This is a genomic window from Bradyrhizobium sp. MI1.7 (genome assembly GCF_055811795.1).
The window spans coordinates 84,730-105,497 of the sequence record NZ_JBVVPO010000017.1 but is presented as its reverse complement, the minus strand read 5'-3'; the positions used below and the strand labels follow the sequence as shown (position 1 = coordinate 105,497).

General features: G+C 65.1%; 20 protein-coding genes. 9 read left to right on the top strand and 11 right to left on the bottom strand.

Annotated features, from left to right (window positions below):
• Positions 1–131 precede the first annotated feature (131 nt).
• The 4 genes from AC0L3X_RS18100 to AC0L3X_RS18085 all read left to right on the top strand — a co-directional run bounded on the left by AC0L3X_RS18100 (position 132) and on the right by AC0L3X_RS18085 (position 3,534).
• Positions 132–722: a hypothetical protein gene (locus AC0L3X_RS18100; protein ID WP_473316570.1), complete on the top strand. Its 591-nt coding sequence runs from the start codon at positions 132–134 to the stop codon at positions 720–722.
• Positions 719–922, top strand: a complete 204-nt coding sequence (locus AC0L3X_RS18095) for a DUF1656 domain-containing protein (RefSeq protein WP_028155834.1) — start codon at positions 719–721, stop codon at positions 920–922. Before AC0L3X_RS18100 ends, AC0L3X_RS18095 begins: the two co-directional genes overlap by 4 nt.
• Positions 923–932: 10 nt before the next feature.
• Complete coding sequence (locus tag AC0L3X_RS18090) at positions 933–2,231, top strand: HlyD family secretion protein (protein ID WP_063984268.1); 1,299 nt, start codon at positions 933–935, stop codon at positions 2,229–2,231.
• Between the two features lie 256 nt (positions 2,232–2,487).
• Complete coding sequence (locus AC0L3X_RS18085; protein ID WP_063986513.1) at positions 2,488–3,534, top strand: helix-turn-helix domain-containing protein; 1,047 nt, start codon at positions 2,488–2,490, stop codon at positions 3,532–3,534.
• Between the two features lie 195 nt (positions 3,535–3,729).
• Here the strand turns inward: AC0L3X_RS18085 and AC0L3X_RS18080 are convergent, their stop codons facing one another.
• The 10 genes from AC0L3X_RS18080 to AC0L3X_RS18035 all read right to left on the bottom strand — a co-directional run bounded on the left by AC0L3X_RS18080 (position 3,730) and on the right by AC0L3X_RS18035 (position 12,524).
• Complete coding sequence (locus tag AC0L3X_RS18080; RefSeq protein WP_063984269.1) at positions 3,730–4,668, bottom strand: ACP S-malonyltransferase; 939 nt, start codon at positions 4,666–4,668, stop codon at positions 3,730–3,732.
• 9 nt (positions 4,669–4,677) lie between these two features.
• Entirely contained in the window at positions 4,678–5,628 is a 951-nt protein-coding gene (locus tag AC0L3X_RS18075; RefSeq protein WP_208086004.1) for an AEC family transporter, read from the bottom strand.
• Positions 5,625–6,506, bottom strand: coding sequence for a triphosphoribosyl-dephospho-CoA synthase MdcB (mdcB, locus tag AC0L3X_RS18070; protein ID WP_063984271.1), 882 nt, complete (start codon positions 6,504–6,506; stop codon positions 5,625–5,627). The genes AC0L3X_RS18075 and mdcB overlap by 4 nt, the downstream gene beginning before the upstream one ends.
• Positions 6,503–7,183, bottom strand: coding sequence for a malonate decarboxylase holo-[acyl-carrier-protein] synthase (gene mdcG, locus AC0L3X_RS18065; protein WP_063984272.1), 681 nt, complete (start codon positions 7,181–7,183; stop codon positions 6,503–6,505). The genes mdcB and mdcG overlap by 4 nt, the downstream gene beginning before the upstream one ends.
• Positions 7,158–7,880, bottom strand: coding sequence for a biotin-independent malonate decarboxylase subunit gamma (gene mdcE, locus AC0L3X_RS18060; protein ID WP_063984273.1), 723 nt, complete (start codon positions 7,878–7,880; stop codon positions 7,158–7,160). Before mdcE ends, mdcG begins: the two co-directional genes overlap by 26 nt.
• Positions 7,867–8,805 (bottom strand): biotin-independent malonate decarboxylase subunit beta, encoded by a 939-nt coding sequence (locus AC0L3X_RS18055; protein ID WP_063984274.1) that lies wholly within the window; start codon positions 8,803–8,805, stop codon positions 7,867–7,869. The genes mdcE and AC0L3X_RS18055 overlap by 14 nt, the downstream gene beginning before the upstream one ends.
• Positions 8,802–9,119 carry a malonate decarboxylase acyl carrier protein gene (gene mdcC / locus AC0L3X_RS18050; protein ID WP_063984275.1) on the bottom strand — a complete coding sequence of 106 codons (318 nt, stop codon included), beginning with the start codon at positions 9,117–9,119 and terminating at the stop codon, positions 8,802–8,804. The genes AC0L3X_RS18055 and mdcC overlap by 4 nt, the downstream gene beginning before the upstream one ends.
• A gap of 9 nt (positions 9,120–9,128) precedes the next feature.
• Positions 9,129–10,775, bottom strand: a complete 1,647-nt coding sequence (gene mdcA / locus AC0L3X_RS18045; protein ID WP_063984276.1) for a malonate decarboxylase subunit alpha — start codon at positions 10,773–10,775, stop codon at positions 9,129–9,131.
• Positions 10,772–11,644 carry an MBL fold metallo-hydrolase gene (locus tag AC0L3X_RS18040; protein ID WP_231144515.1) on the bottom strand — a complete coding sequence of 291 codons (873 nt, stop codon included), beginning with the start codon at positions 11,642–11,644 and terminating at the stop codon, positions 10,772–10,774. The genes mdcA and AC0L3X_RS18040 overlap by 4 nt, the downstream gene beginning before the upstream one ends.
• Positions 11,645–11,738: 94 nt before the next feature.
• Positions 11,739–12,524 carry an alpha/beta hydrolase gene (locus tag AC0L3X_RS18035; RefSeq protein ID WP_063984278.1) on the bottom strand — a complete coding sequence of 262 codons (786 nt, stop codon included), beginning with the start codon at positions 12,522–12,524 and terminating at the stop codon, positions 11,739–11,741.
• 305 nt (positions 12,525–12,829) lie between these two features.
• Between AC0L3X_RS18035 and AC0L3X_RS18030 the strand changes: the two genes are divergently transcribed.
• Positions 12,830–13,171 (top strand): hypothetical protein, encoded by a 342-nt coding sequence (locus AC0L3X_RS18030; protein ID WP_063984279.1) that lies wholly within the window; start codon positions 12,830–12,832, stop codon positions 13,169–13,171.
• Between the two features lie 333 nt (positions 13,172–13,504).
• Here AC0L3X_RS18030 and AC0L3X_RS18025 read toward each other — a convergent pair whose 3' ends face one another.
• On the bottom strand, positions 13,505–13,909 hold the full coding sequence (locus AC0L3X_RS18025; protein ID WP_063984280.1) for a hypothetical protein: 405 nt from the start codon (positions 13,907–13,909) through the stop codon (positions 13,505–13,507).
• Positions 13,910–13,932: 23 nt separating this feature from the next.
• Here AC0L3X_RS18025 and AC0L3X_RS18020 point away from each other — a divergent pair, with 23 nt between their 5' ends.
• The 4 genes from AC0L3X_RS18020 (at position 13,933) to AC0L3X_RS18005 (ending at position 20,766) form a co-directional block, all read left to right on the top strand.
• Positions 13,933–15,105, top strand: a complete 1,173-nt coding sequence (locus AC0L3X_RS18020) for an efflux RND transporter periplasmic adaptor subunit (protein WP_063984281.1) — start codon at positions 13,933–13,935, stop codon at positions 15,103–15,105.
• Complete coding sequence (locus AC0L3X_RS18015) at positions 15,102–18,245, top strand: efflux RND transporter permease subunit (protein WP_354131508.1); 3,144 nt, start codon at positions 15,102–15,104, stop codon at positions 18,243–18,245. The genes AC0L3X_RS18020 and AC0L3X_RS18015 overlap by 4 nt, the downstream gene beginning before the upstream one ends.
• On the top strand, positions 18,232–18,648 hold the full coding sequence (locus AC0L3X_RS18010; RefSeq protein ID WP_063984283.1) for a thioesterase family protein: 417 nt from the start codon (positions 18,232–18,234) through the stop codon (positions 18,646–18,648). The genes AC0L3X_RS18015 and AC0L3X_RS18010 overlap by 14 nt, the downstream gene beginning before the upstream one ends.
• Before the next feature lie 345 nt (positions 18,649–18,993).
• A complete protein-coding gene (locus AC0L3X_RS18005) occupies positions 18,994–20,766 on the top strand; it encodes a PAS domain-containing sensor histidine kinase (protein WP_245328457.1) in 1,773 nt (590 codons plus the stop codon).
• Positions 20,767–20,768: the final 2 nt, after the last annotated feature.

Below are 20,768 nucleotides of genomic sequence, written 5' to 3'. Positions count from 1 at the left end.
CCCCGCGCCCCCGCGCCGCCCCCCCCCCCCGCCCCGGCCCCCCGCCCCCCGCCCCCGCCGCCCCCCGCCCCCCCCCCCCCGCCCGGCGCGCCCCCCCCCCCCCCCCCCCCCCCCCCCCCCGGCTCTCCCTCGTGTTCACGCTTGTCATTCTCGCACCGAGCAATCCGCAGAGCTACGACCCCGACGTATTCCTTGTGACGTGTCTGTTTGCCCAGCTTTCCTCGGTTCTGGTCTTCGCGGCGCAGCTCCTGCTGCCGTCCTTGTCCGGCGAACGAAGGATCCGGCTGCTGCTGGACGAGGCCCATCGCGAGCTGAGCCGCCTCGATTCCGGGCGAGCCCGGCATCTCGCGCCGGAGGAAGCCGCGTTTCGCGATGCCGCCCGGATCGAGCAGATCCTGACGACGAACGGCGCCACGGCACCTCCCCCTCGGGTCGTCGCGGAAGCGCTGCGCTGCTTCGACGAGGCCGTGGTGCTGCGACGGTGCCATGCCGAACTGGACCGCCTGGCCGAGACCTCACTCGGCAACGCGGTGCGCGCCGCGCGAGCCGCGCTCACCCTACGCGATGGAGGCGCAATCCTGACTGCCGCCGAGGCGCTGCGCCAGACGGCTGCCCAAAGCAACCTGTCCGTCGAGCCGGTGCTCGCCGCGCTCGTTCCGGCCAGCATCGTCCTCGAACCATGGCGGAGTTTCGCCGGTTCCGGCCAGGGGACGCATCCGTGACGAATACTTATCGTGAACTCGTCGTGGGCGGCGTGCTGATCGCCCCGATCGTGTCCTATGCGGCCACGGCGCTGCTCGCATTCCTGCTGCTCCGCCCGGTGCTGCGCTTCGTGGGATTTACAAGAATCTTCAGCAACCCGTCGCTGGCCGAGCTCTGCCTCTACGTGTCGATCTTCGGCCTGCTCGCGCTCTTTTGCTAGGGAGAAAGTCATGGACGCGGCTCTGCCTCGAGATGCGGCCTTTCCGCCCCACCCCGAATCTTCAGCCGAAGCATGGGCGGACGCAGCCGACGCCGTCGCGTGTTCCAGCCCGACGGAGGCCGCGGCGCACGCGACCAGCGACCGCGCCGCGAACGATGGCGAAGCTTCCCGTCAGGCGACGCTATTGACGCGCTCGCTGCGCAAGGCCGCCGGGCGTTCCATGGCCGGCGTCGGCAAGCATTTTGCCACCCTTGCCATCGCCCTGGTCGCCATCCTGATATCGGTTGCAACCTGGCAGCACTATGTCACCGCGCCCTGGACGCGCAATGGCAGCGTGCGCGTGCAGGTCGCCAATGTCGCGCCGCAGATCGCAGGCAAAATCGTGGAGCTGCGGGTGGCCGACAACCAGTTCGTCCACAAGGGTGACGTGCTTTACGTCATCGATCCCTTCGACTTCGACGTAGCCGTCCGCATCGGCAAGGCCCTCGTCGACCAGCGGGCGGCGGACCTGGAGGTGAAGCAGGCCGAGTCCGACCGGCGCCGGCGTCTGTCCGACCTCGCGACGACGCCAGAGGAGCAGCAGATCTTCGCCGGCAACGCCTCGCAGGCGAAGGCCGCCTACGCAGCGGCCGCTCACCAGCTTGCACAGGCGGAATTGAACTTGAAGCGCACCAATGTGCTCAGCCCCGTCGACGGCTATGTCACCAATCTCCTGCTACGCGTCGGCGACTATGCGCTGACCGGCGTCACCAACGTCTCCATCATCGATTCCAACAGCTTCTGGATCGACGGTTATTTCGAGGAAACCAAGATGGCGCATGTCTGCGTCGGCGATCGCGTCGAGGCACAGCTCATCGGTTACTCCAAGCCGATCCTGGGACATGTGAAAACCGTGACCCGCGGCATCAGCCCGTCAAACGCCGCGGCGGGCACGCAAGGTCTGCCCAACGTGGACCCGATCTACACCTGGGTGCGGCTTGCACAGCGCATACCGGTTCGGGTCGCCATCGACACGGTGCCGCCGGGCGTGCCGTTGGTCTCCGGCATGACGGCCACGGTGACGATCCGGCAGCCCAATGCGGTCGATCGCCAGACCTGGCCTCATCGGCTCCGCACGACCTTCGTGGACCCAATGTTTGATGTGTTCGGCGCAGGAGATCCGCCGCGCCCCAACTGCCTCCAATCCCCATCCCAGCAGCCTCCCGAGGTGACGGCGCTTCCCTACGCGCGGGTGCCCGCAATTCCGCCGGCGGAGAAGATCGCGCCCGGACTCACCCCCGGCATCGATGCCTCGCCACGCCTTCCCTGAATCCGGTCAGATCGCCCGACCTGAAGAGAGCTGCATCGCGCCGCAACATCGGAACTCACAGCGCAGGCCTTTGATTCTTCTTGCTTAATTCGGAATTTCGCGACGTTCCGACGCACCTGCAGCTTTCGCAAAATCTAACACGATTTCAGCAACGCTAACGGGCCTTGTGGCGGCATCAGACATATCGTTCGAGCGTCAACCAATGGCATTCAGCAGCCGTCACGGCGGCAGCGGAATCCAAAAGACGGGACGAACGATGCTCACCGATATGCAAGCGGCCGGCGCCCGATTGACACATCAACCCGGCGCCCGCGAACCGGATTTCTCTCAGGGGGCACGCGCATTCCCCCACGAACGAAAATGGCGCCAGCCCGAGCAACGCGCGGGCGTCGCGCGCGAGGACATCACGATCTCGCGCTTTACCTATGCCCAGACGGCCGTCAGGCGCGAGGATGCAACGACGCCTCCCGACCGGTACTTCTTCTCGATCGCCCTGAAGAGCACACGTCTCAAGCTGACCAGAGGCAGTCAGACCATTTTCGACGGCGCCATGCCGGCAGGCACGCTCTATGTCGGCGCGCCGTCGAAGCCGCTCCGCGCGCAGTTTCTTGCGCCGTGCGATTTCCTGCACTTCCACATCTCGGCTAATTGCTTTCCATCTCCACAGCAGGGAACGGAGCCGCTCGCGCCCGAATGCCTGAACGATCTCCTTCTGTTGCGCGACCCGTTCGCCGAGCAGCTCGCAAAGGCGCTGACCGAACAAGGCCATTCGGCCGATCGCGAATTTGCGTGCTGCATCGCCCAGACGCTGGTGATGCACGTCGCTCGGCGCGAGCCCCCGCGTACGAAAGTCAACGCCTTGCCGAAATGGCGGCTCCGACGCGTCGAGGAGTATGTCAGGGCGCGCTTCGACCACTCCATCAGCCTATCCGACCTCGCCGGCGTCGCGGGATTGTCCCGGATGCACTTCGCAGCGCAGTTTCGCGCCGCGACTGGATACCGGCCGCGCGAGTATCTCCTGCAACAGCGCATCGAACATGCAAAATCTCTCCTGTCGAATACCGAGACGCCGCTGGTCGAGGCGGCGCTGGCCGTCGGTTTCTGCACGCAGGCGCATTTCTCGACGGTCTTCAAACGTCTGACAGGCGACACGCCGGCACGTTGGCGATGCACCAGCCGGAACGCATTGGCGTCACCCAGGCTCGCTGAATGCGACCCGGTTCCGTCACGCGAGCCGGTGTCTCATGTCCTGCCGGCGGACCTTCGTGAATCATGCGAAATGAGAAACAGCGTGGGGACGTGAAATACTTTGCACGCCGGATCGGCGATGCTGGCAGTGTTAGTGACTGAGACCCCAAGTCACGGCTCGAGCCTTCTCCTCCCAGGCATGCGAGCATTGGGCCGTCCTTCCCACAAGGACGGCCCCTTTTTTTTGCCTCGCCGCACGTCGATCCGGAGCGCGCCGTCCGTCCGATTCCGGAACGATGCTGTCGCCATTTCAGTCGCTGAGATGCCGCGCAAGCCAGTTGCGCACGCCCTGAAGACTCCTGAAATCGTCCAGCGACCGCACCGGAAGGCCGGGCTCGATGCTCGCAACCATCCGGCTCAGTGCATGTCCAGGTCCAAATTCGAGAAATGCCGTGGCACCCGCTTCGAGACAGCTTTGCAGGCAATTTCCCCACTGCACGGTTTGCGAGATCTGCGCGGCGAGCTTGTCGTGGCCCGTCTCGGCGGAGACGACCGAACCGCCATCGATGCCGCTCAGGATGCGCGCACCGGCGGCCGACGGGAACGCCACCGGCGCCAACCGCAAGACTTCGCGAAACACGACCGACGCCTCGGCGAGCCGTCCGGTGTGGGAGGCAACCCGAACCGGCAGATCGACGATCCTTGTGGCACGCATCGCCCTCGCCTCTCCGGCAATTCCGTTCAATGCCGCCCGGCCACCGCCGATCACGAAGGCATCGCCTGGATTGACGATGGCGATCGCCGCACCGTGGCGCTCGCAAAGGCGCTTAATATCGTCATGTGAAAGACCGCGGACAAAGATCAGCCCGTCACCGGCGCAGGTGGCGGCGTCCATTGCTTCCGCGCGGCGCACTGCGAGGTCGAGCGTGAGGACCGGTTCGAACAGATCTCCCACGCCCCATGCCGCCACCTCACCGACGCTATAGCCTGCGATGATGGCGCCATGTGGAATGATGTCCTCGAGCCCGGCAGCGGCGGCCAGTGCCTGCAACGTGCATAGAATCTGGCCGGACCGGTTGCGATGCAGAGCCTCGTCAGATTCGCTGCGCACGAAATCGCGCGGATCCCTGCCGCCCAGCAACGTTGCCGCGTGTGCAAACAGGTGCGTCGCTTCCGGCGCATCGCCCGTCAGGGCGAACATGTCCCGATGCTGTCCGCCTTGTCCCGAGCACAGGATCGCAAGTGTCATGATCGCCGCCTAGTGCGGAAAGAGCACGGCGATCGCGACCGCCATGGTCGCGACGCTGAATCCGGTGCTCGAAATGACCATCGAGCCGACCGCTGCGGAGTCCAGCCGGTAGTTGACCGCAAACAGGATGCCGAAAAAGCCGGAAGGCACCGCGGCGAGGAGAATGGCCGTCCTCGCTGTGTCGGGAGCGATTGGAAAGACGTGAGTGATTGCAACGGCTGCGAGCGGCCGAACCACGTCCGCGGCCACGGTTGCGGCCGCGATCTTCCAGTTCAGGCGGAACGACTGTGCCGACAGGATGGCTCCGGTCAGGAACAGCGCGACGCCGGCGGCCGAACTCCCGATCAGCGCGAGGCAGGCATGAGCGAGCGCGTCGAGGCTCAGATCCGACACCGAAAACAGGATGCCGAACACGGGCGCGAGCACGACCGGCTTGGTGATCGCGCGCCCCACTGCCGTCAGCATCTGCCGCGCCGCCATTTCCTCGCCACGGGACCTGGCGGCGTCCATTTCCGCCATGATCAGGGTCACCGGGCTGATGAGGACCGAACCGGTTGCCAATGCGACGGCGACCGGAACGGCGCCCGCCTGTCCCGCGACGGATGTCAGGATTGGAAGACCGACGCCGGCAAGATTTGGAAAGCCAACCGTGAGTGCCTGAATCGACGCATCGGGCCGCGACACCTTGAACAACCTGCGCGCGGCAAGATACCAGGCGGCATAGAGCAACGACATCGTTATGCCGAGCACCAGAAACAGCGGAACCTGCTCGATCATCTCGCTGCGCGACGCCGAGGCGGTCGCGGCGAACAGCGACGCCGGCACGGCGAAATCCATCACGAGTGCGTTGAGAGCATCGACATGGAGATTGTCGACGACATGAAACCTTCCGGCGGCGTATCCCAGCAGCAGGACAAAGAACACCGGCACCAGCGCCATCAGGATTGCATTGGACATCATGGCCCCGGCGCGTCGTGGGCATCGACGAAGAGCGACATCGCAAGCAGGTCAGCCGAGCCACCGGGACTGAGACGACGCGCGACGAAGCTTTCATGGATCCATCGCGCGCTGACGCGCCAGCCGGGAGCGCGCACGCCGCCGGCATCGATGAAGCGACGTGCCGCGCGACGCGCAAAGCGAAGCCCCTCGAGCCCGCCACGATGCAGCAGATTCGTGTCTTCCACTGACGCAATCAGGGCAAAGCACGCTTCGACCCGAGCCGCTTCCGCATCCTCGGGCGTGGCAGGCATTGTTCTCCTCAGGGCCGGCAAGCCGATCCGGTAGACGCTGGGAAACCCGCTCGCCGCCTCGATACGGGCTCCGCCTGCGCGAAAGCGGCGGCGAGCAGCGCTGCCATGGCTGTGCAGCAACACCGGACCGTCGAGTATGCTGGCGCCCCAGAGGCGTGCCACGACGTCGCCGAGCGGAAGTGCCGAATCGACCAGCCCGCCGGCCCTCGCACCGGCCGCCGCGCACAACAGGCCAAGACCGAAGATCGCGCCGCGATGCGTATTGACGCCCGCGGTCGCCTCGAGCATCGCCCGTTCGGCCTCCAGGCCGATGACCCGCAGCACTCCCATGCCGCAACCGAGCGCGCCCGCTTCGGCAAGGCTTTGAAGGTAAGGCCTGATGGCCGCAGCGCTGCGACGAAACGTGCCGGCATCCATGTCGACGTGACTGCCATTGTCGACATGGCTCACGAGCCCCGGCTTGGGCCAGGTTTCCAGCTCCATGGCGAGGCAATCGGCAGCGAAGCCGCCGATGGCCCAGATACCGGACGGCATCTGCCTCCGGCTGGAAACAAGCGGTTCGATACTTCGCGCGGCCGCTGTGGTCATGATCCCATCGCTCCCGAAATGAATCGATCCCTGTCGAGCAGGGCCACGCACCCGATGGTCTTGACCAGAAGCTGGTCCGTGCCGGCATGGAATTCGCGCCAGTTCACCGCTGCACCATCCGCGCGCATCAATTCACCATCGAGCCGCATCGGCGCATCGGTCTCGATCGCAGCCACGTCGGCGGCGAGCCGATCCAGATCGGTTTCGCGGGGGAACGCGAACAGGATATCGAGGTCGGAACGAGCGGTCACGTAATCGAGCCCGGTCAGCGATTGCCATGCGAGGCTGCCGAACACGCGCACGTCCACCGAATGACGAAGCGCGAGCCCGTCGAGCCGATCGAGCGTCGGCCACCAGTTGCGCGGCGCCGAGCCGCGCACCTGCCGCAGCGCGGGCGGCCTCGCGACCGAGGTGACGTGGTCGATATCCGCGAGAAACGACAGCCGTTTCTTGCCGGCGGAGGGCGGCAACGGCAGGCCGAGTGCAAGGCCGGTCGCTTCGCTAGGCAGAGCGCGCCGCCTGATCGTCGGCCATCCCATTTCGGACCAACGCGAAACCAGCGGGTCGGCTGCGAGATCGCCGCGCATCCCGATCATCGCGCGCCAACCCTGCGGGCTGACAAAGACGAGGTCGTGGCGACCGACCGGCGGTTCAGCGGGTTTGCAGGGCAAGGTCACGAACGCGCTCCGCGATATCGGCGGCCTTCGGCCGGCCACCGCGCTCCTTGCCGAGCGCATCTCTTCGATCCCGCGCAGCCGGCATGTCGGCGAGCAGCGCCTCCAGCTGGTCTGCGAGTGAGGTGGCGTCGCTCCATGTCATATGAACGGCACCCATCTGCTCGAGATTGGAGAGCCCCGGCGCGAAAACCGGCGTCGATTTGGCTTTCTCCTCAAGAGCGGTCATCGACAATTTGGTGACCTTCGCCATCGACGGCAGATCCATCACCGCGGGAGAGGCGCCGGGCAATCCGACCAGCACGCGCGTCGCAAGGCCCGTCGCAAGCAGGGCCCCCGCCGCCGAGTGGCCGTAGAGAAGACCGATGGTCGGGCGGCCGTGCATGTCCGCGTGGATCAGCACTTTCGCCAGATGCGCGAGGAATTCGTTGAGCCCGAGCAGCTCGTCACGCTTGCTCATGCGCTGGCTGTCGCTGTCGACGAGCACCAGGATCGGTCCGCTCCCCCGGTCGATCGACTCCAGGACATGCGCGGAAAGTCTGATCGCCTCGTCGACGCCGAGCGCAGTCCGATCCGCAACACCAATCACGAGTATCCTGCCACCGGACCGCAGCGTCGCGGCGCCGGCAATGACGCCATTGTCGTTCCTGACCTCATGGCCGTCGGGAAACAGCGAGGCGAGAATGTCATCGAGCGTCACGACTGCTCCTCCCGATCCTGCTAGCGAGCGCAATGAACTGGTCGGCCGGCAATTCCGGAACCGTTTCCGCATGCGCAACACCTTCCACGGTCCAGATATCGACGGCGTCCTGGCAAGCGCCGAAGCGGCGCAACCTGTCGGCGAGACGTCCCTGCTCCGCCCTGAGCTGGTCGAGGCCGAAGGGGCCAATCAACCCGATCAGCTCGAGTGCGGCCTCGCGAAAATCCTGCACGGTGTCATCGGCGAAGACGTCGGTTGCGCCGAGCAGCCGCCGGTGCTTGCCGCCCATGGTGCGCCAGACCAGGGCACGGTCACGGGAGTCGAACTCCTCGACGCCGCGATTGGTCTCGATCACCTCGGGGCCCGAAACCGCGATCCGTCCCGCCTCCGACACGGCGAGCGCGGAGCAACAGCCTGCGATCAGACCGCCGCCGCCATAGCAGCCGGAGCGCCCGCCGATCAGGCCGATGACCTTCACGCCAGCACTGCGCGCCTCCATCACCGCACGCATGATCTCGGCGATGGCGAGCTCACCGGCATTGGCCTCCTGCAGACGGACGCCGCCGGTATCGAGCAGGATCAGAACGGGGATCGATCCGATCTCGCGCGCTGCGCGGAGCAGACCCAGCAGTTTGGCGCCGTGCACCTCGCCGAAGGCGCCGCCCATGAAACGTCCTTCCTGCGCGGCGACGAATACCGGCGCGCCGCCGAGCCGGCCATGGCCGACGACGATGCCGTCATCGAACTGCTCGGGAAGGCCGAATATCTCCAGATGCGGACTGACCTCGCGCTGTTCCGGCCCGATGAACTCGACCAGGCTGCCGGCATCAAGCAGCAGATCAAGCCTCGTCCGCGCCGATGCCTCGTTGAAGCTCGTGCTGCGGGCTCGTTCGGCCGGGGCGATGTGCGGGAGCGGCGCGGTCATTGCTCGCTCCCCGCGATCAATCGCACCGCCTGCGCCAGCCGAAGCGAGACCGTGTCGGGGCGCGCGCCGCCGTCATTGATGGAGAATTTCAGCCCGCCAGGCGAATAGCGCTCGACGAAATCTCCAATGACGGCGCTCCAGACTTCGCCGAAGCCCATCGCCGCGGTTTTGATCTCCACCGCGCATTCCGCATCCGGCAGGACGCGCTCGACCAGGACTTCCAGATTGCCCGAGGCGACCACGCCCACGATCGCGCTCTGCCTGATACCGCCCGCACGCTCGCGAACCGGGTGATGAAAGCTGAGATCTTCCATGGCCTGTCCTCACCAGTTCCTGAATTTCGACGGTGGCGCGTAGAGCCCGCCCGACCAGCGCACGAGATCCTTGATCGAGCGCGCCGCCAGCATGTTGCGATCCGCATCGAGCGGATTGATGCCGATATCTTCCGGCCGCCGGATCACGCCGCGCTCGCGCAGCTGCGCGACCATGCTGCGATCCCGCCCGCGACCGACATCGGTGTATCCGGCGACGCCGCGGATCGCCTGCTCGCGTTCTTGCGCCGTACGGCACAACAGGAGGTTTGCCACGCCCTCCTCGGTAACGATGTGCGTGACGTCGTCGCCGTAGATCATCACCGGCGCGAGCTCGAGGTTGAGCTTCTCGGCGAGCTCGATCGCATCGAGCTTGTCGACGAACAACGGGACGTTCTTGTCGCCGAAGGTCTCGCCAATCTGCACCACCAGCTTGCGGCCCCGGCGCAACGGCGCCGGGCTGTCCGGATCGGCCTCCGCTCCGGCCTTCAGCCAGGGCTCGCTCGGATGCCTGCGCCCGCGTGCATCCGCGCCCATGTTCGGCGCGCCGCCGAACCCGGCGATGCGCGAGGTGGTGATGGTCGAGGAATTTCCCTGGAGATCGATCTGCAGCGTGGAGCCGATGAACATGTCGCAGGCATAGAGCCCGGCGGTCTGACAAAAGGCGCGGTTGGAGCGCAGCGAGCCGTCGGGACCGGTGAAATAGATGTCGGATCGCGCCCGGATGTACTCGTCCATCCCGACCTCCGAGCCGAACGAGTGGATTTGCCGGACCCAACCGGACTCGATCGCGGGAATGAGCGCGGGATGCGGATTCAAGGCGAAGTGGGTTGCGATCCTGCCCTTCAGGCCCAGCCTCTCGCCGAACGTCGGCAGCAGGAGCTCGATCGCGGCCGTGCTGAAGCCGATCCCGTGATTGATCCGCTGCACGCCATAGGGCCCGTAGATGCCCTTGATCGCGAGCATCGCGGTCAGGATCTGCCCCTCGGTGATCGCCGCGGGATCGCGCGTGAATAGTGGCTCGACGAAGAACGGCTTGTCGGACTTGACGACGAAATGGACGCGGTCCGCCGGGATATCGACCCGCGGAACCGTCTCGACGATCTCGTTGACCTGGGCGATCACGACGCCGTCCTTGAACGCCGTTGCCTCCACCACGGTGGGCGTGTCCTCGGTGTTCGGGCCGGTGTAGAGGTTGCCGTCACGGTCGGCGCTGACGGCGGCGATCAGGGCGACGTGCGGGGTGAGATCGATGAAGTAGCGCGCGAACAGTTCGAGATAGGTGTGAATTGCTCCCAGCTCGATCTTGCCGCCGAACAGCATGCGCGCGATGCGCGCCGATTGCGGCCCGGAATAGGCATAGTCGAGCCGCTTCGCGACCCCGCGGTCGAACAGGTCCAGATGTTCGGGCAGAACGACGCCCGACTGCACCATGTGCAGATCGTTGACCTTGGACAGATCGACCGCCAGCAGCGCGCGGCTCAAGAGATCCGCCTGCTTCTGGTTGTCGCCTTCGAGGCAAACCCGGTCGCCCGGCCGGATCACGGCCTCCAGCAGGCGCGTTGCGTCGGATGCTTCCACGACCTTGCCGTGGGCCAGGCCGGCACCGGCCGCAATGCGGGCATCGCGCGCGGCGCGGTTGTTCTGCCAGCTCGTCATGACCTTGGCCCCTTTGCGGCGTTGGCTCCGCTCCAGAGCGATCCCGGATTGGCACGGTCGGGATGAAGCGCGAGCATCGCCTCGTAGAGCTCGCGCGGAGAAATCGTCGCCTGGTCGAGGCGGTTGAAATCGAGCAGATATTGCCGGGTCTCCGCGATGTTGCGCGGATCGTCATCGTTCTCCGGCTTCTTGTGTCCGGCCACCACGAAGCGCGGCTTCAACGCTTCGAGCCGATCGAGCGCGGCGATCCATTCGAGCCGGCTCTGCGTGTCGGTTTCGGCGAGATCGAGATAAGGATGAATGCCGTTGTACACGGTGTCGCCGGCGACGATCAGATCGAGAGACGGGACATGAAGGGCGGTGGAGCGCGCCGTGTCGGTTGGTCCCATGTCGATGACGACGAGCTTGTGTCCCTCGAGCGTGAGCTCGCCTTCGAGAGGCTCTGCAGCGACCAAGCGCTGTGCGATCTCGCCCGGAAAGCGCTTGCGCCAGAAACCGTCGAGCGATGCCGGCGAAAGCTGCGTCTTCATCTCGTCGACAACCTCGGGAACGGCAACGGCGCTTGCCCGCGGAAAGCGATCGAGCAGCGGCGCGAGGCCGAAGAAATGATCACCGTGGCCATGCGTGACGTAGATCGCGGTCAGATTTCGCTCCCGCGACACGACCCAATCCAGCAACGTCTTCGACTGCCCGGCGGTCAGGAACGTGTCGACGAGGATGGCATCCCGCTCGCCGTAGATCAGCGTCGACGAATTCGCGACCCACATCAGGTCCGGATTGCCGGAGGGCAGATCGCGGCTCAGTCCAGCCCGCTTCACCGTCGTCACGTCCCAGTCCAGGATCGTGCCGGTCGTCTCGATCATGCTCATGGAATTCTCCGGAGGGGCAGTCGGGCCGGCGGGAGTGCTGTCTCTCCCGCCGCCCTTCCTTCTGCCGGCCGTGCGTCAGGACCGGCAAAACGCGTCAGCGGGTGGCCGGTTGATCGATGCTGCGAGCGGCACGGGTGATGATCTCCGCCACTTCCTTCGGATGCGACTCGTAGACCGAGTGGCTTGCACCCGGGATCACGGTGGTGTGGCTCTTGGCGCGCTCGTAATACCAGCGCTCGAGATCCGGATTGATGATCTGGTCGTTGCCGGCAACGATGCCCCAGCTCGGTTTGGTCTTCCACGCAGCCGCCGTCAGCGGCGTGCTGAACACCTGCGTCGCGGCCAGAACCTGGGAGCGTGATTCGAACTCCGCCTGCTCGCGCGGCAGATCGGGGGCGAACAGCTTGGGGAATTGCACAGGATCGAGATAGGTGAATTTGTCGGGCGTGACCTTGATGGCGCCTTCGGTCTTTCCAAGTACGCTCGGCGTCTTCTTGCCCAGCGCCGCTTCGTCCTCTCCGACGTCGGGCGCATGCGCCGCGACGTAGACCAGGCCGACCACGTTGGGATGAACACCCGCCTCGGTGATGATCGAGCCGCCATAGCTGTGGCCGACCAGAAGCGTCGGGCCATTCTGGAGATCGAGCAGCCGCTTCGCCGCCGTGACATCATCGCCAAACGACGTCTCGGGCTCCTGCAGCATGCTGACGCGGAAGCCTTCCTTGACCAGGATCTCGTAGACCGGCTTCCAGCCGGACGCATCGACCCAGGCGCCGTGCACCAGGACGATGTTCTTCGGGGGTTCAGCGCGCGCCGGGGCGACGGTCGCGAACAGGGAGAGAGTGGCAGCGAAGGCGAGGCCAGCGTTGAGGTGTTTCATGTCGGGATCACTCCGGGTTGGAATGGTGCGACAGTAGTGTCGACGCTTGCCCGCGTATTTCGGCAAACAACGGCCCTTGCCACTTCGCACGTCGGGACATGCCGATCGAGACAGCGGCTCCTCGCGCATCCTCGGGACACTGCCTAGCTAGGGCGCGCACTTCAAAGCGCAGCGCATATGTCAGGCGTACAGACCTCTCATTACTGTGAACGGCCGGCGTTCATACGCGAAAGACGAACGATCGACTTTGTCATTCAAGAGGTCGCATCTGATGCTGATTGAACTCCATGCATGGGATCGGACACATGACATCCACGGCAAATCTCCAGATCGCGCTTCTCATCCTGTTGTGCGCAGCTTCGCCCGCGCGTGCAGGCACTTGTAAGGATGACATCGCGCAAACCCAGATCCAGCTGGATCAGGCCATCGAAAAAGACGCTGGCGCCCACGGCTGGCAGCGGGAAAGCCTCAGCGCGCTGCGCAGTCATCAACCGACGCCTCGCTCGATTGCAGAGGCCGAAGGCGGCCGCGGAGCGGTTTTCACGGACGCGCTGGATTCGCTTGATCGCGCGCGTACCGCCGAACAAAACGGCGACACAGGCACATGCAGCCGGGAACTCGCGCATGTGCGGGCCATTCTGAAATAGCGAAAGCGAGCCGAAGCCAAAGCCGGCCAGCGGCGCTGTCATCGGCGAGGCAACTCGGCGACGCGGCCGAACGAAGACGGCCCACTTACGATGCGTCGAATGCCCGTTGTCGTCGTGCTGCCGGGTAGCGGGACGTGCGTTCTGGAAATACCCCGCCGTTCCGCACCTCTCTAGTGCTCGACAGCATTCAGCCGGAGCATTTTCCATGCGAGAGCAGCACCCATCGAACGACGTCGGCTCGGGAAGATCCGGATCGCACCGGTTCACCCTGATACAGCCCGCCGTGGCACTCACGGCCGGCATGCTGTGGCTCGTCCCGGCTGCGACGTCCGCTCAAACGACCATGCCGGGAATGCAGCCTTCCACCGGCATGCTGGCGACGTCGCCGCTCAACCCGCAATCCACGCGGCCCGTCGGCGTTCCGCTGGGATCGACCGAGATCGCAACACCCGGCATTTCGCCGCTCAATCCGGCGCAAAGCACGGCGGGTTGTGCCGGATCCGGCAATACCGCCTCGTCCGGAGCCTTGTTCGACGGCGGCGGACTGTCCGGGGGCTCATCCGTCACGTGCAACGGCAGCATCACGGCGGCGCCTCCGCTGCCTTCAGCATCGACGGTCGGACGCGTCGGGATACCGCTCGGAGCCACCGAGCTCGGCGGCGCCGGAATCAGTCCGTCCGTTCCGGTGCAAGGCCCTGCCGCAACCGACAGCACGACTTCGATCAGCGGCTCAAGCAATCCCTGACATCCAGGACGATCTCATGAAACGAAATCTCGCCATCGCGCTTGTCGCTCTCGCCGCGATTCTCGTCGGAGCCGGCCTCTGGTTCTTCGCCGCGGACCGGAAGCCGGTCGTCGCCGCCGCGCCAGTGCCCGCGGCCGTACCGGTGGTCACCGCCGCCGTCACCGGCAAGGACGTTCCGATCTATCTGCGCGGCATCGGCACCGTGATCGCCTACAACACCGATGTCGTGCGCAGCCAGATTCAGGGACAGATCGTCAAGATCGCCTTCACTGAGGGACAGACCGTCAAGGCCGGAGATCTGCTCGCCCAGATCGACCCGCGTCCCTACGAGGCCCAGATCGAGCAATTGACGGCCAATCGCGACCGAGATCAGGCCCAACTCACCAATGCCGAAGCCAATCTCTCCCGCTACAGTAAACTCGGTGACAAGGGTTATGCGACCCCGCAGCTGATCGAGACGCAGACCGCGCAGGTGGCCCAACTCAAGGCCGCCGTGAAAGCGGACCAGGCGCAGATCGACGAGGCCAACGTCCAACTCAGCTACACGCGCCTGACATCGGCCATTCCCGGCATCACCGGCGTCCGCCAGATCGATGTCGGCAACGTGATTCATCCGACCGACCCGAACGGTCTCGTCGTCGTCACCCAGATCGAGCCGATTTCGCTGCTGTTCACCCTTCCGCAGACGGATCTGCCCGTGATCCAGGAACACGAAGCAAAAGGCCAGTTGAAGGTCATCGCCTACAGCCAGGACAACAAGATGAAGCTCGGCGAAGGCACGCTGCTGCTCGTCAACAACGAGATCGCAGGGACGACCGGCACCGTCCAGCTCAAGGCCACATTCGCCAATCACGAGCACCGGCTGTGGCCGGGACAGCTGGTGAATGCCCGGCTGCTGCTGAAGATTCAGAAGGATGCGCTGACGGTCGCCGGCTCCGCAGTCCAGCAGGGCCCGAACGGCACCTATGTCTATGTCGTCGCTCCCAACCAGACCGCTTCCTTGCGTCCTGTTCACGTCGCGCAGATCAGCGAGGGGCAGGCCCTGATCGACCAGGGACTGAAATCAGGCGATACCGTCGTCGTCGACGGTCAGTATCGGCTGACGGAAGGAAGCCAGGTTCGGGAACTGCACGGCAAGGCCGCGCGCGAAGCCGACCTGCAAAGCTCCGTGCAGGACGCGCTCCCATGAACTTGTCCGCGCCCTTCATCCTGCGGCCGATTGCAACCGCTCTGCTGATGGCGGGCCTGCTGCTGTGCGGCCTCGCGGCCTACCCCCTGTTGCCGGTCGGCGCGCTGCCGAACGTCAACTACCCGACGATCCAGATCTCGGCGCAACTGCCCGGCGCCGACCCCGGAACCATCGCCTCGTCGGTCGCGACGCCACTCGAACAGCAGCTCAGCCAGATCCCCGGCGTCACGCAGCTCACCTCGTCCAGCGCACTCGGCGTCGCCCAGCTCACGGTTCAGTTCGAGCTGTCGCGCACGGTGGACAGCGCGGCGGTCGACGTGCTCTCCGCGATCAATGCCGCGAGCCCGTACCTGCCGCAGAACATCCCCTACCCGCCGACGATCAGGAAGGTGAATCCGGCGGAAACGCCGATCATGCTGATCGCGCTGACGTCAGAGTCGATGCCGCAGACCACGGTCGATGCCTACGCGGAAAACATCCTGCTGCCCAAGATTTCCCAGGTGCCGGGCGTGGGCCTCGTCGGGATCGGCGGCCAGCAGAAGCCCGCCATCCGCATCCGCGTCAATCCGCGGGCGCTCGCCGCCCGCGGCATCGGCCTCGAAGACGTCCGCACCGTGATCGCCGGCGCCAATGTCGACCTGCCCAAGGGCACGCTCAACAGCCCGCGCGTCACTTATACGCTCAATACCAACGACCAGTTGCTGAAGCCCTCCGCCTATGAAGCCCTCATCATCGCCTATCGCAACGGCTCGCCGGTGCGGCTGCGCGACATCGGCTCGGCGATCGAGGGGCCCGAAAACGATCTGCTGGCCGGCTGGTACGGCAAGGACCCCGCCGTCATCCTCGCCGTCCAGCGCGTCCCCGGCGCCAACGTCATCGAAACCGTCGATCGCATCAAGAAACTGCTGCCGCAGCTGCAGGCCTCCGTTCCGCCGGCGATCAAGGTGACGATCGCCGCCGACCGCACCGCCACGATTCGCGCCGCGGTTACCGATGTGCAATTCACGCTGCTGTTGACCGTTGCCTTGGTGGTGATGGTCATATTCCTATTCCTGAGGAATTTCTGGGCCACCATCATCCCGGCGATCACGGTTCCGCTGGCGCTGATCGGCACCTTCGCGGTCCTCTACGTACTCGGCTACAGTCTCGACAACCTCTCGCTGATGGCGCTGTCGATCGCGGTGGGATTCGTGGTCGACGACGCCGTGGTGGTCATCGAGAACATCGTGCGCCATCTCGAGCAGGGCATGACGCCCATGGAGGCTGCGCTCAAAGGCTCCAGCGAAATCGGCTTCACGATCGTCTCCATCACCCTGTCGCTGATCGCGGTGTTCATCCCGCTGTTCCTGATGGGCGGCTACGTCGGAAAGCTGTTCCAGGAGTTCGCCGTCACGATCACCGCATCGCTGCTGCTGTCGCTGGTGATCTCGCTCACCTTGACGCCGATGATGTGCGCGCGCCTCCTGAAGGACGAATCGCGCAGGAAGCATGGCCGGCTCTATCTCCTGTTCGAGCGCGGCTTCGATGGCCTGCTTGCGCTGTACGCGCGCGGCCTGCGCGTCGTGCTGCGCCATCGCTTCGTGACGCTGCTCGTGATGCTCTCGACCATCGCGCTGACCGGCTATCTCTACGTGATCATCCCGAAAGGCTTCTTCCCGCAACAGGATACCGGACAGATCGTCGGCATCACCGAGGCTGCCCAGGACATCTCCTTCCCCGCCATGTCCGAACGCCAGCAGGCGGTCGTCGACATCCTGTCAAAGGATCCGGCGATCCAGTCGGTGGCGAGCTATATCGGTCCGGGCGGCCCGACCGCGACCCTCAACCAGGGGCGCATCTTCATCGTCCTGAAGCCGAAGCCCGAACGCAAGGCCAGCGCCGACCAGGTGATCGCGCGGCTGGAACCCCAGCTCGCCCATATCCAGGGCATCAAGCTTTACATGCAGTCGGCCCAGGACATCACGATCGGCGCGCGCCTGTCGAAGACGCAGTATCAGTACACGCTGACGGACGCCGATTCCAACGAACTCAACCACTGGTCGGCGATCTTCCTGGAGAAGATCCGCGCGCTCGACGTCGTCGCCGACGTCGCGAGCGACCAGGCCAATGCCGGCCCGAGGCTGCAGGTCACCGTCAATCGCGAAGTCGCCTCGAGCTTCGGCATCCTGCCCACGACGATCGACAACACCCTCGACGACGCCTTCGGTCAGCGCATCGTCTCCACCATGTTCACCTCGCTGAACCAATACCACGTGGTCATGGAGGTCGATCCAGCCTTCCAGTATGGGCCTGACGCGCTCAAGGATATCTACCTGAACTCGGCCACCGGCCAACAGGTCCCTCTGAGCACGCTGGTCCACAGCGTCATCATGCCGGCGCCGATTCTGATCAATCACCAGGGCCTGTTTCCCTCGGTGACGATCTCGTTCAACCTGCGACCGGGCGTAGCGCTGGGCGATGCGGTGACGGCGATCCAGAAGATCGAGAAGGACACCGGCAAGCCCGCCTCGCTGTCGACCTCGTTCCAGGGCAACGCGCAAGCCTTCCAGTCGTCCCTGTCCGGCACGCCGTTGCTGATCGGGGCGGCGCTGATCGTGATCTACATCATCCTCGGCGTCCTCTATGAGAGCCTGATCCATCCGATCACGATCCTGTCGACGCTGCCTTCAGCCGGCATCGGCGCGCTGCTGCTGCTGCTGGCAGTCCACATGGATCTCAGCGTCATCGCCATCATCGGCATCATCCTGCTGATCGGCATCGTCAAGAAGAATGGCATCATGCTGGTCGACTTCGCCCTGGAGGTGGAGCGCAATCAAGGGCTGAGCCCTGAGGAAGCGATCTACCAGGCCTGCACGCTCCGCTTTCGTCCGATCCTGATGACGACCATGGCCGCGCTGCTCGGCGGTGTGCCTCTGATGCTCGGCAACGGCACCGGCGCCGAACTGCGCCAGCCGCTCGGCTACACGATCGTCGGCGGCTTGATGCTCTCGCAGATCCTGACGCTCTACACCACGCCCGTGGTCTATCTCTATCTCGACCGGCTCGGCAATTGGTTCACCAACCGCAAGCCACATGCGGTCGAGACACCCGCCCCCTCCACGAGTGAAGCAGATGCCGGATTGGGCCATGAGTCCGCTTGATCAGGTGAGCGTCGGCATGACGGCGGAAAAGCTGGTGACCGTCACGGCGGAGATGACGGTCGGCCACGTGGTCCCGGGAATGCCTGAAGTCTACGGCACGCCGATGATGATCCTGCACATGGAGATGGCGGCGGGATGGGCGATCCAGCCGTCCCTGCCGACTGGCTATGTCAGCGTCGGGATGATGGTCGACGTCCGTCATCTGGCGGCGACGCCGGTAGGCCGCACCGTGCGCGCGGTCGCACGGGTCGTCGCCGTCGAAGCCAGGAGCGTCCTGTTCGAAGTCGAGGCCTGGGACGGCGGCCGCAAGATCGGCGACGGGACCCATCGGCGCGGCGTTGTCGATGTCGCCGAGTTCGAGAGGCGTTTCGGGGTGACGAGGCCCACCGCGGCGTTGGCTTAACGTTGCGGAATCCTTCCCGCGGCAACATCCCGGATCTGCGCGCAGGCTCGCATGGTGACGCCGTGCGTTTTGACAAAGGGTCCGCGAAAACGCAAAAGACCGGTTTTTCACGGTGCGGTACATGGCTTGCATCCCGCGTCCGGACATCCGGGCTCGGGAATTGGTCTCATGCCCGGCGAGTATCTCTTGGACCTCTTCAATCTGCTGGCCCAGCCCGGACTCGCTCACGAAGGCAAGGAACCCGCGACGGCCCGCCACACGAGGACGGACTGTCGCGCATCGTGGCCCGACCATTCGCGCTACGCTCATCCCGTCCTTTGGGTCCTGGGAGGCGTTGCGCTCGGCGTGTTGTCATTCGCTTGCTTCCTGCTCGGGATCGACCTCACCACTAGCGCCCTCGCCCTGCTGGTCGTCATTGTCGTGTTGTCGTTGCTTGCGATCGCCGGCTTGGTCAGGCGGCAGCACCGGCTCGAGCGAGAGGACGTCTTGCGGCGGCGTCAGGTCGCCCATCTCGCCGAGGCCCAGAAGCTCAGCCACACCGGCAGCTTTGGCTGGAACGTCGCCAGCGGCGAGCTGTTCTGGTCCGAAGAGACGTTCAGGATCTTCGATCTCGAGCCAACCTTACCGCCGTCGCTCGACACTATCCTGAAGCGTACGCATCCCGACGATCTCAATGCCGTACGCGAGGCGCTCGATCGCGCCGCGAACGACAGGAACGACTTTTCCCTGGAGCATCGGCTGATCCTGAGCGATGGCTCGATCAGGCACATTCGCGTGGTCGCCCGTGGAATGTCGGAAGATCGCGGACAATTTCGGTTCATCGGCGCGGTCATGGATATCACCGCCCAGAAGAAGGACCACACCGAGCTGGAGCGGAGCGAGCAGCGGTACCGCCACCTGTTCGGTCGCATGCCGATCGCCCTCCGTCAGCTCGACGCCAGCAGATTGGTGGTGCTGTTCCGAAAACTGCGAGCCGAGGGCATCAAGGACCTCGGCAGCCATTTCGACAGCCATCCCGACTTTCTCCGGACCTGCATGGACGCGCTCTCGTTTCAGGAAGCCAACGAACGAGCCATCCAGATGTTCGGAGGAGGCGTCGACGGCTATGTCGGGCGTTCCATGTCCGACACCTGGAAGGCACGCCCGGATACGTTTCGGCGGGCCATGGAGTCCCGCTTTCGCGGTGAAACGAACTTCGAGGAAGAGACCAAGATGGTGACCTGGGACGGCCGCGTCGTCGACGTTCTGTTCACAACGGCCCGCGTCGGCCCAATCAATGATCTCGAAATAAGCCTGGTCGCCACGATCGACATCTCGCAACGCGTCCGCGCCCAGGAGAGGCTTCGGCAGGTGCAGGCGGAGTTCGCGCATGCGGCACGCGTCTCGATGCTCGGCGAGCTCACCGCCTCCATCGCGCACGAAGTCAACCAGCCTTTGGCCGCCATCGCGACCAACGCCGCTGCCGGTCTGCGCTGGCTGAACAGGCCGATTCCCGATATGGCCGAGGTCCGCAGTACAATCGAAAATATGGCCACGGATACGAGGCGGGCCGCGGACATCGTGGCGCGTGTTCACGGGATGGCTTCGCGCAAGGCGCCGGAGCGCGCCGTTCTGTCGCTTGACGATGTCATTCGCGAGGCGCTTCTGTTCCTGCGCCACGAGATGGAATCCCGCGGCGTAACGATCCTGCACCGGCCCGACGCGGAATCTGCACTCGTGCTCGGCGACCGCACCCAGCTCCAGCAGGTGATCGTCAATCTGGCCATCAACGCCGTGCAGGCGATGACGCAGGCGGGACGCGACCATGGCAGGATCGTCATCACCACCGCCGCGCAGGACGCGACGACCCTGTGCTGCTCCGTGGAGGACAACGGTCCCGGCATCTCCGCCGAACATGCCGGCCGGCTGTTCGAAAGCTTTTTCACGACCAAGGAGTCCGGCATGGGCATGGGACTGCCGATCTGCAGGTCCATCGTCGAAGCGCATGGCGGCCGCATCGACGCCGAAGGCCTTGGCGCCGAAGGCCTTGGCGCCGATCGCGGCGCCCGGTTCTGGTTTACGCTGCCGATCGCGACGCCGGCGTCATCGCCGCCATCCGGTCGGGACGCCGACGCCTGACC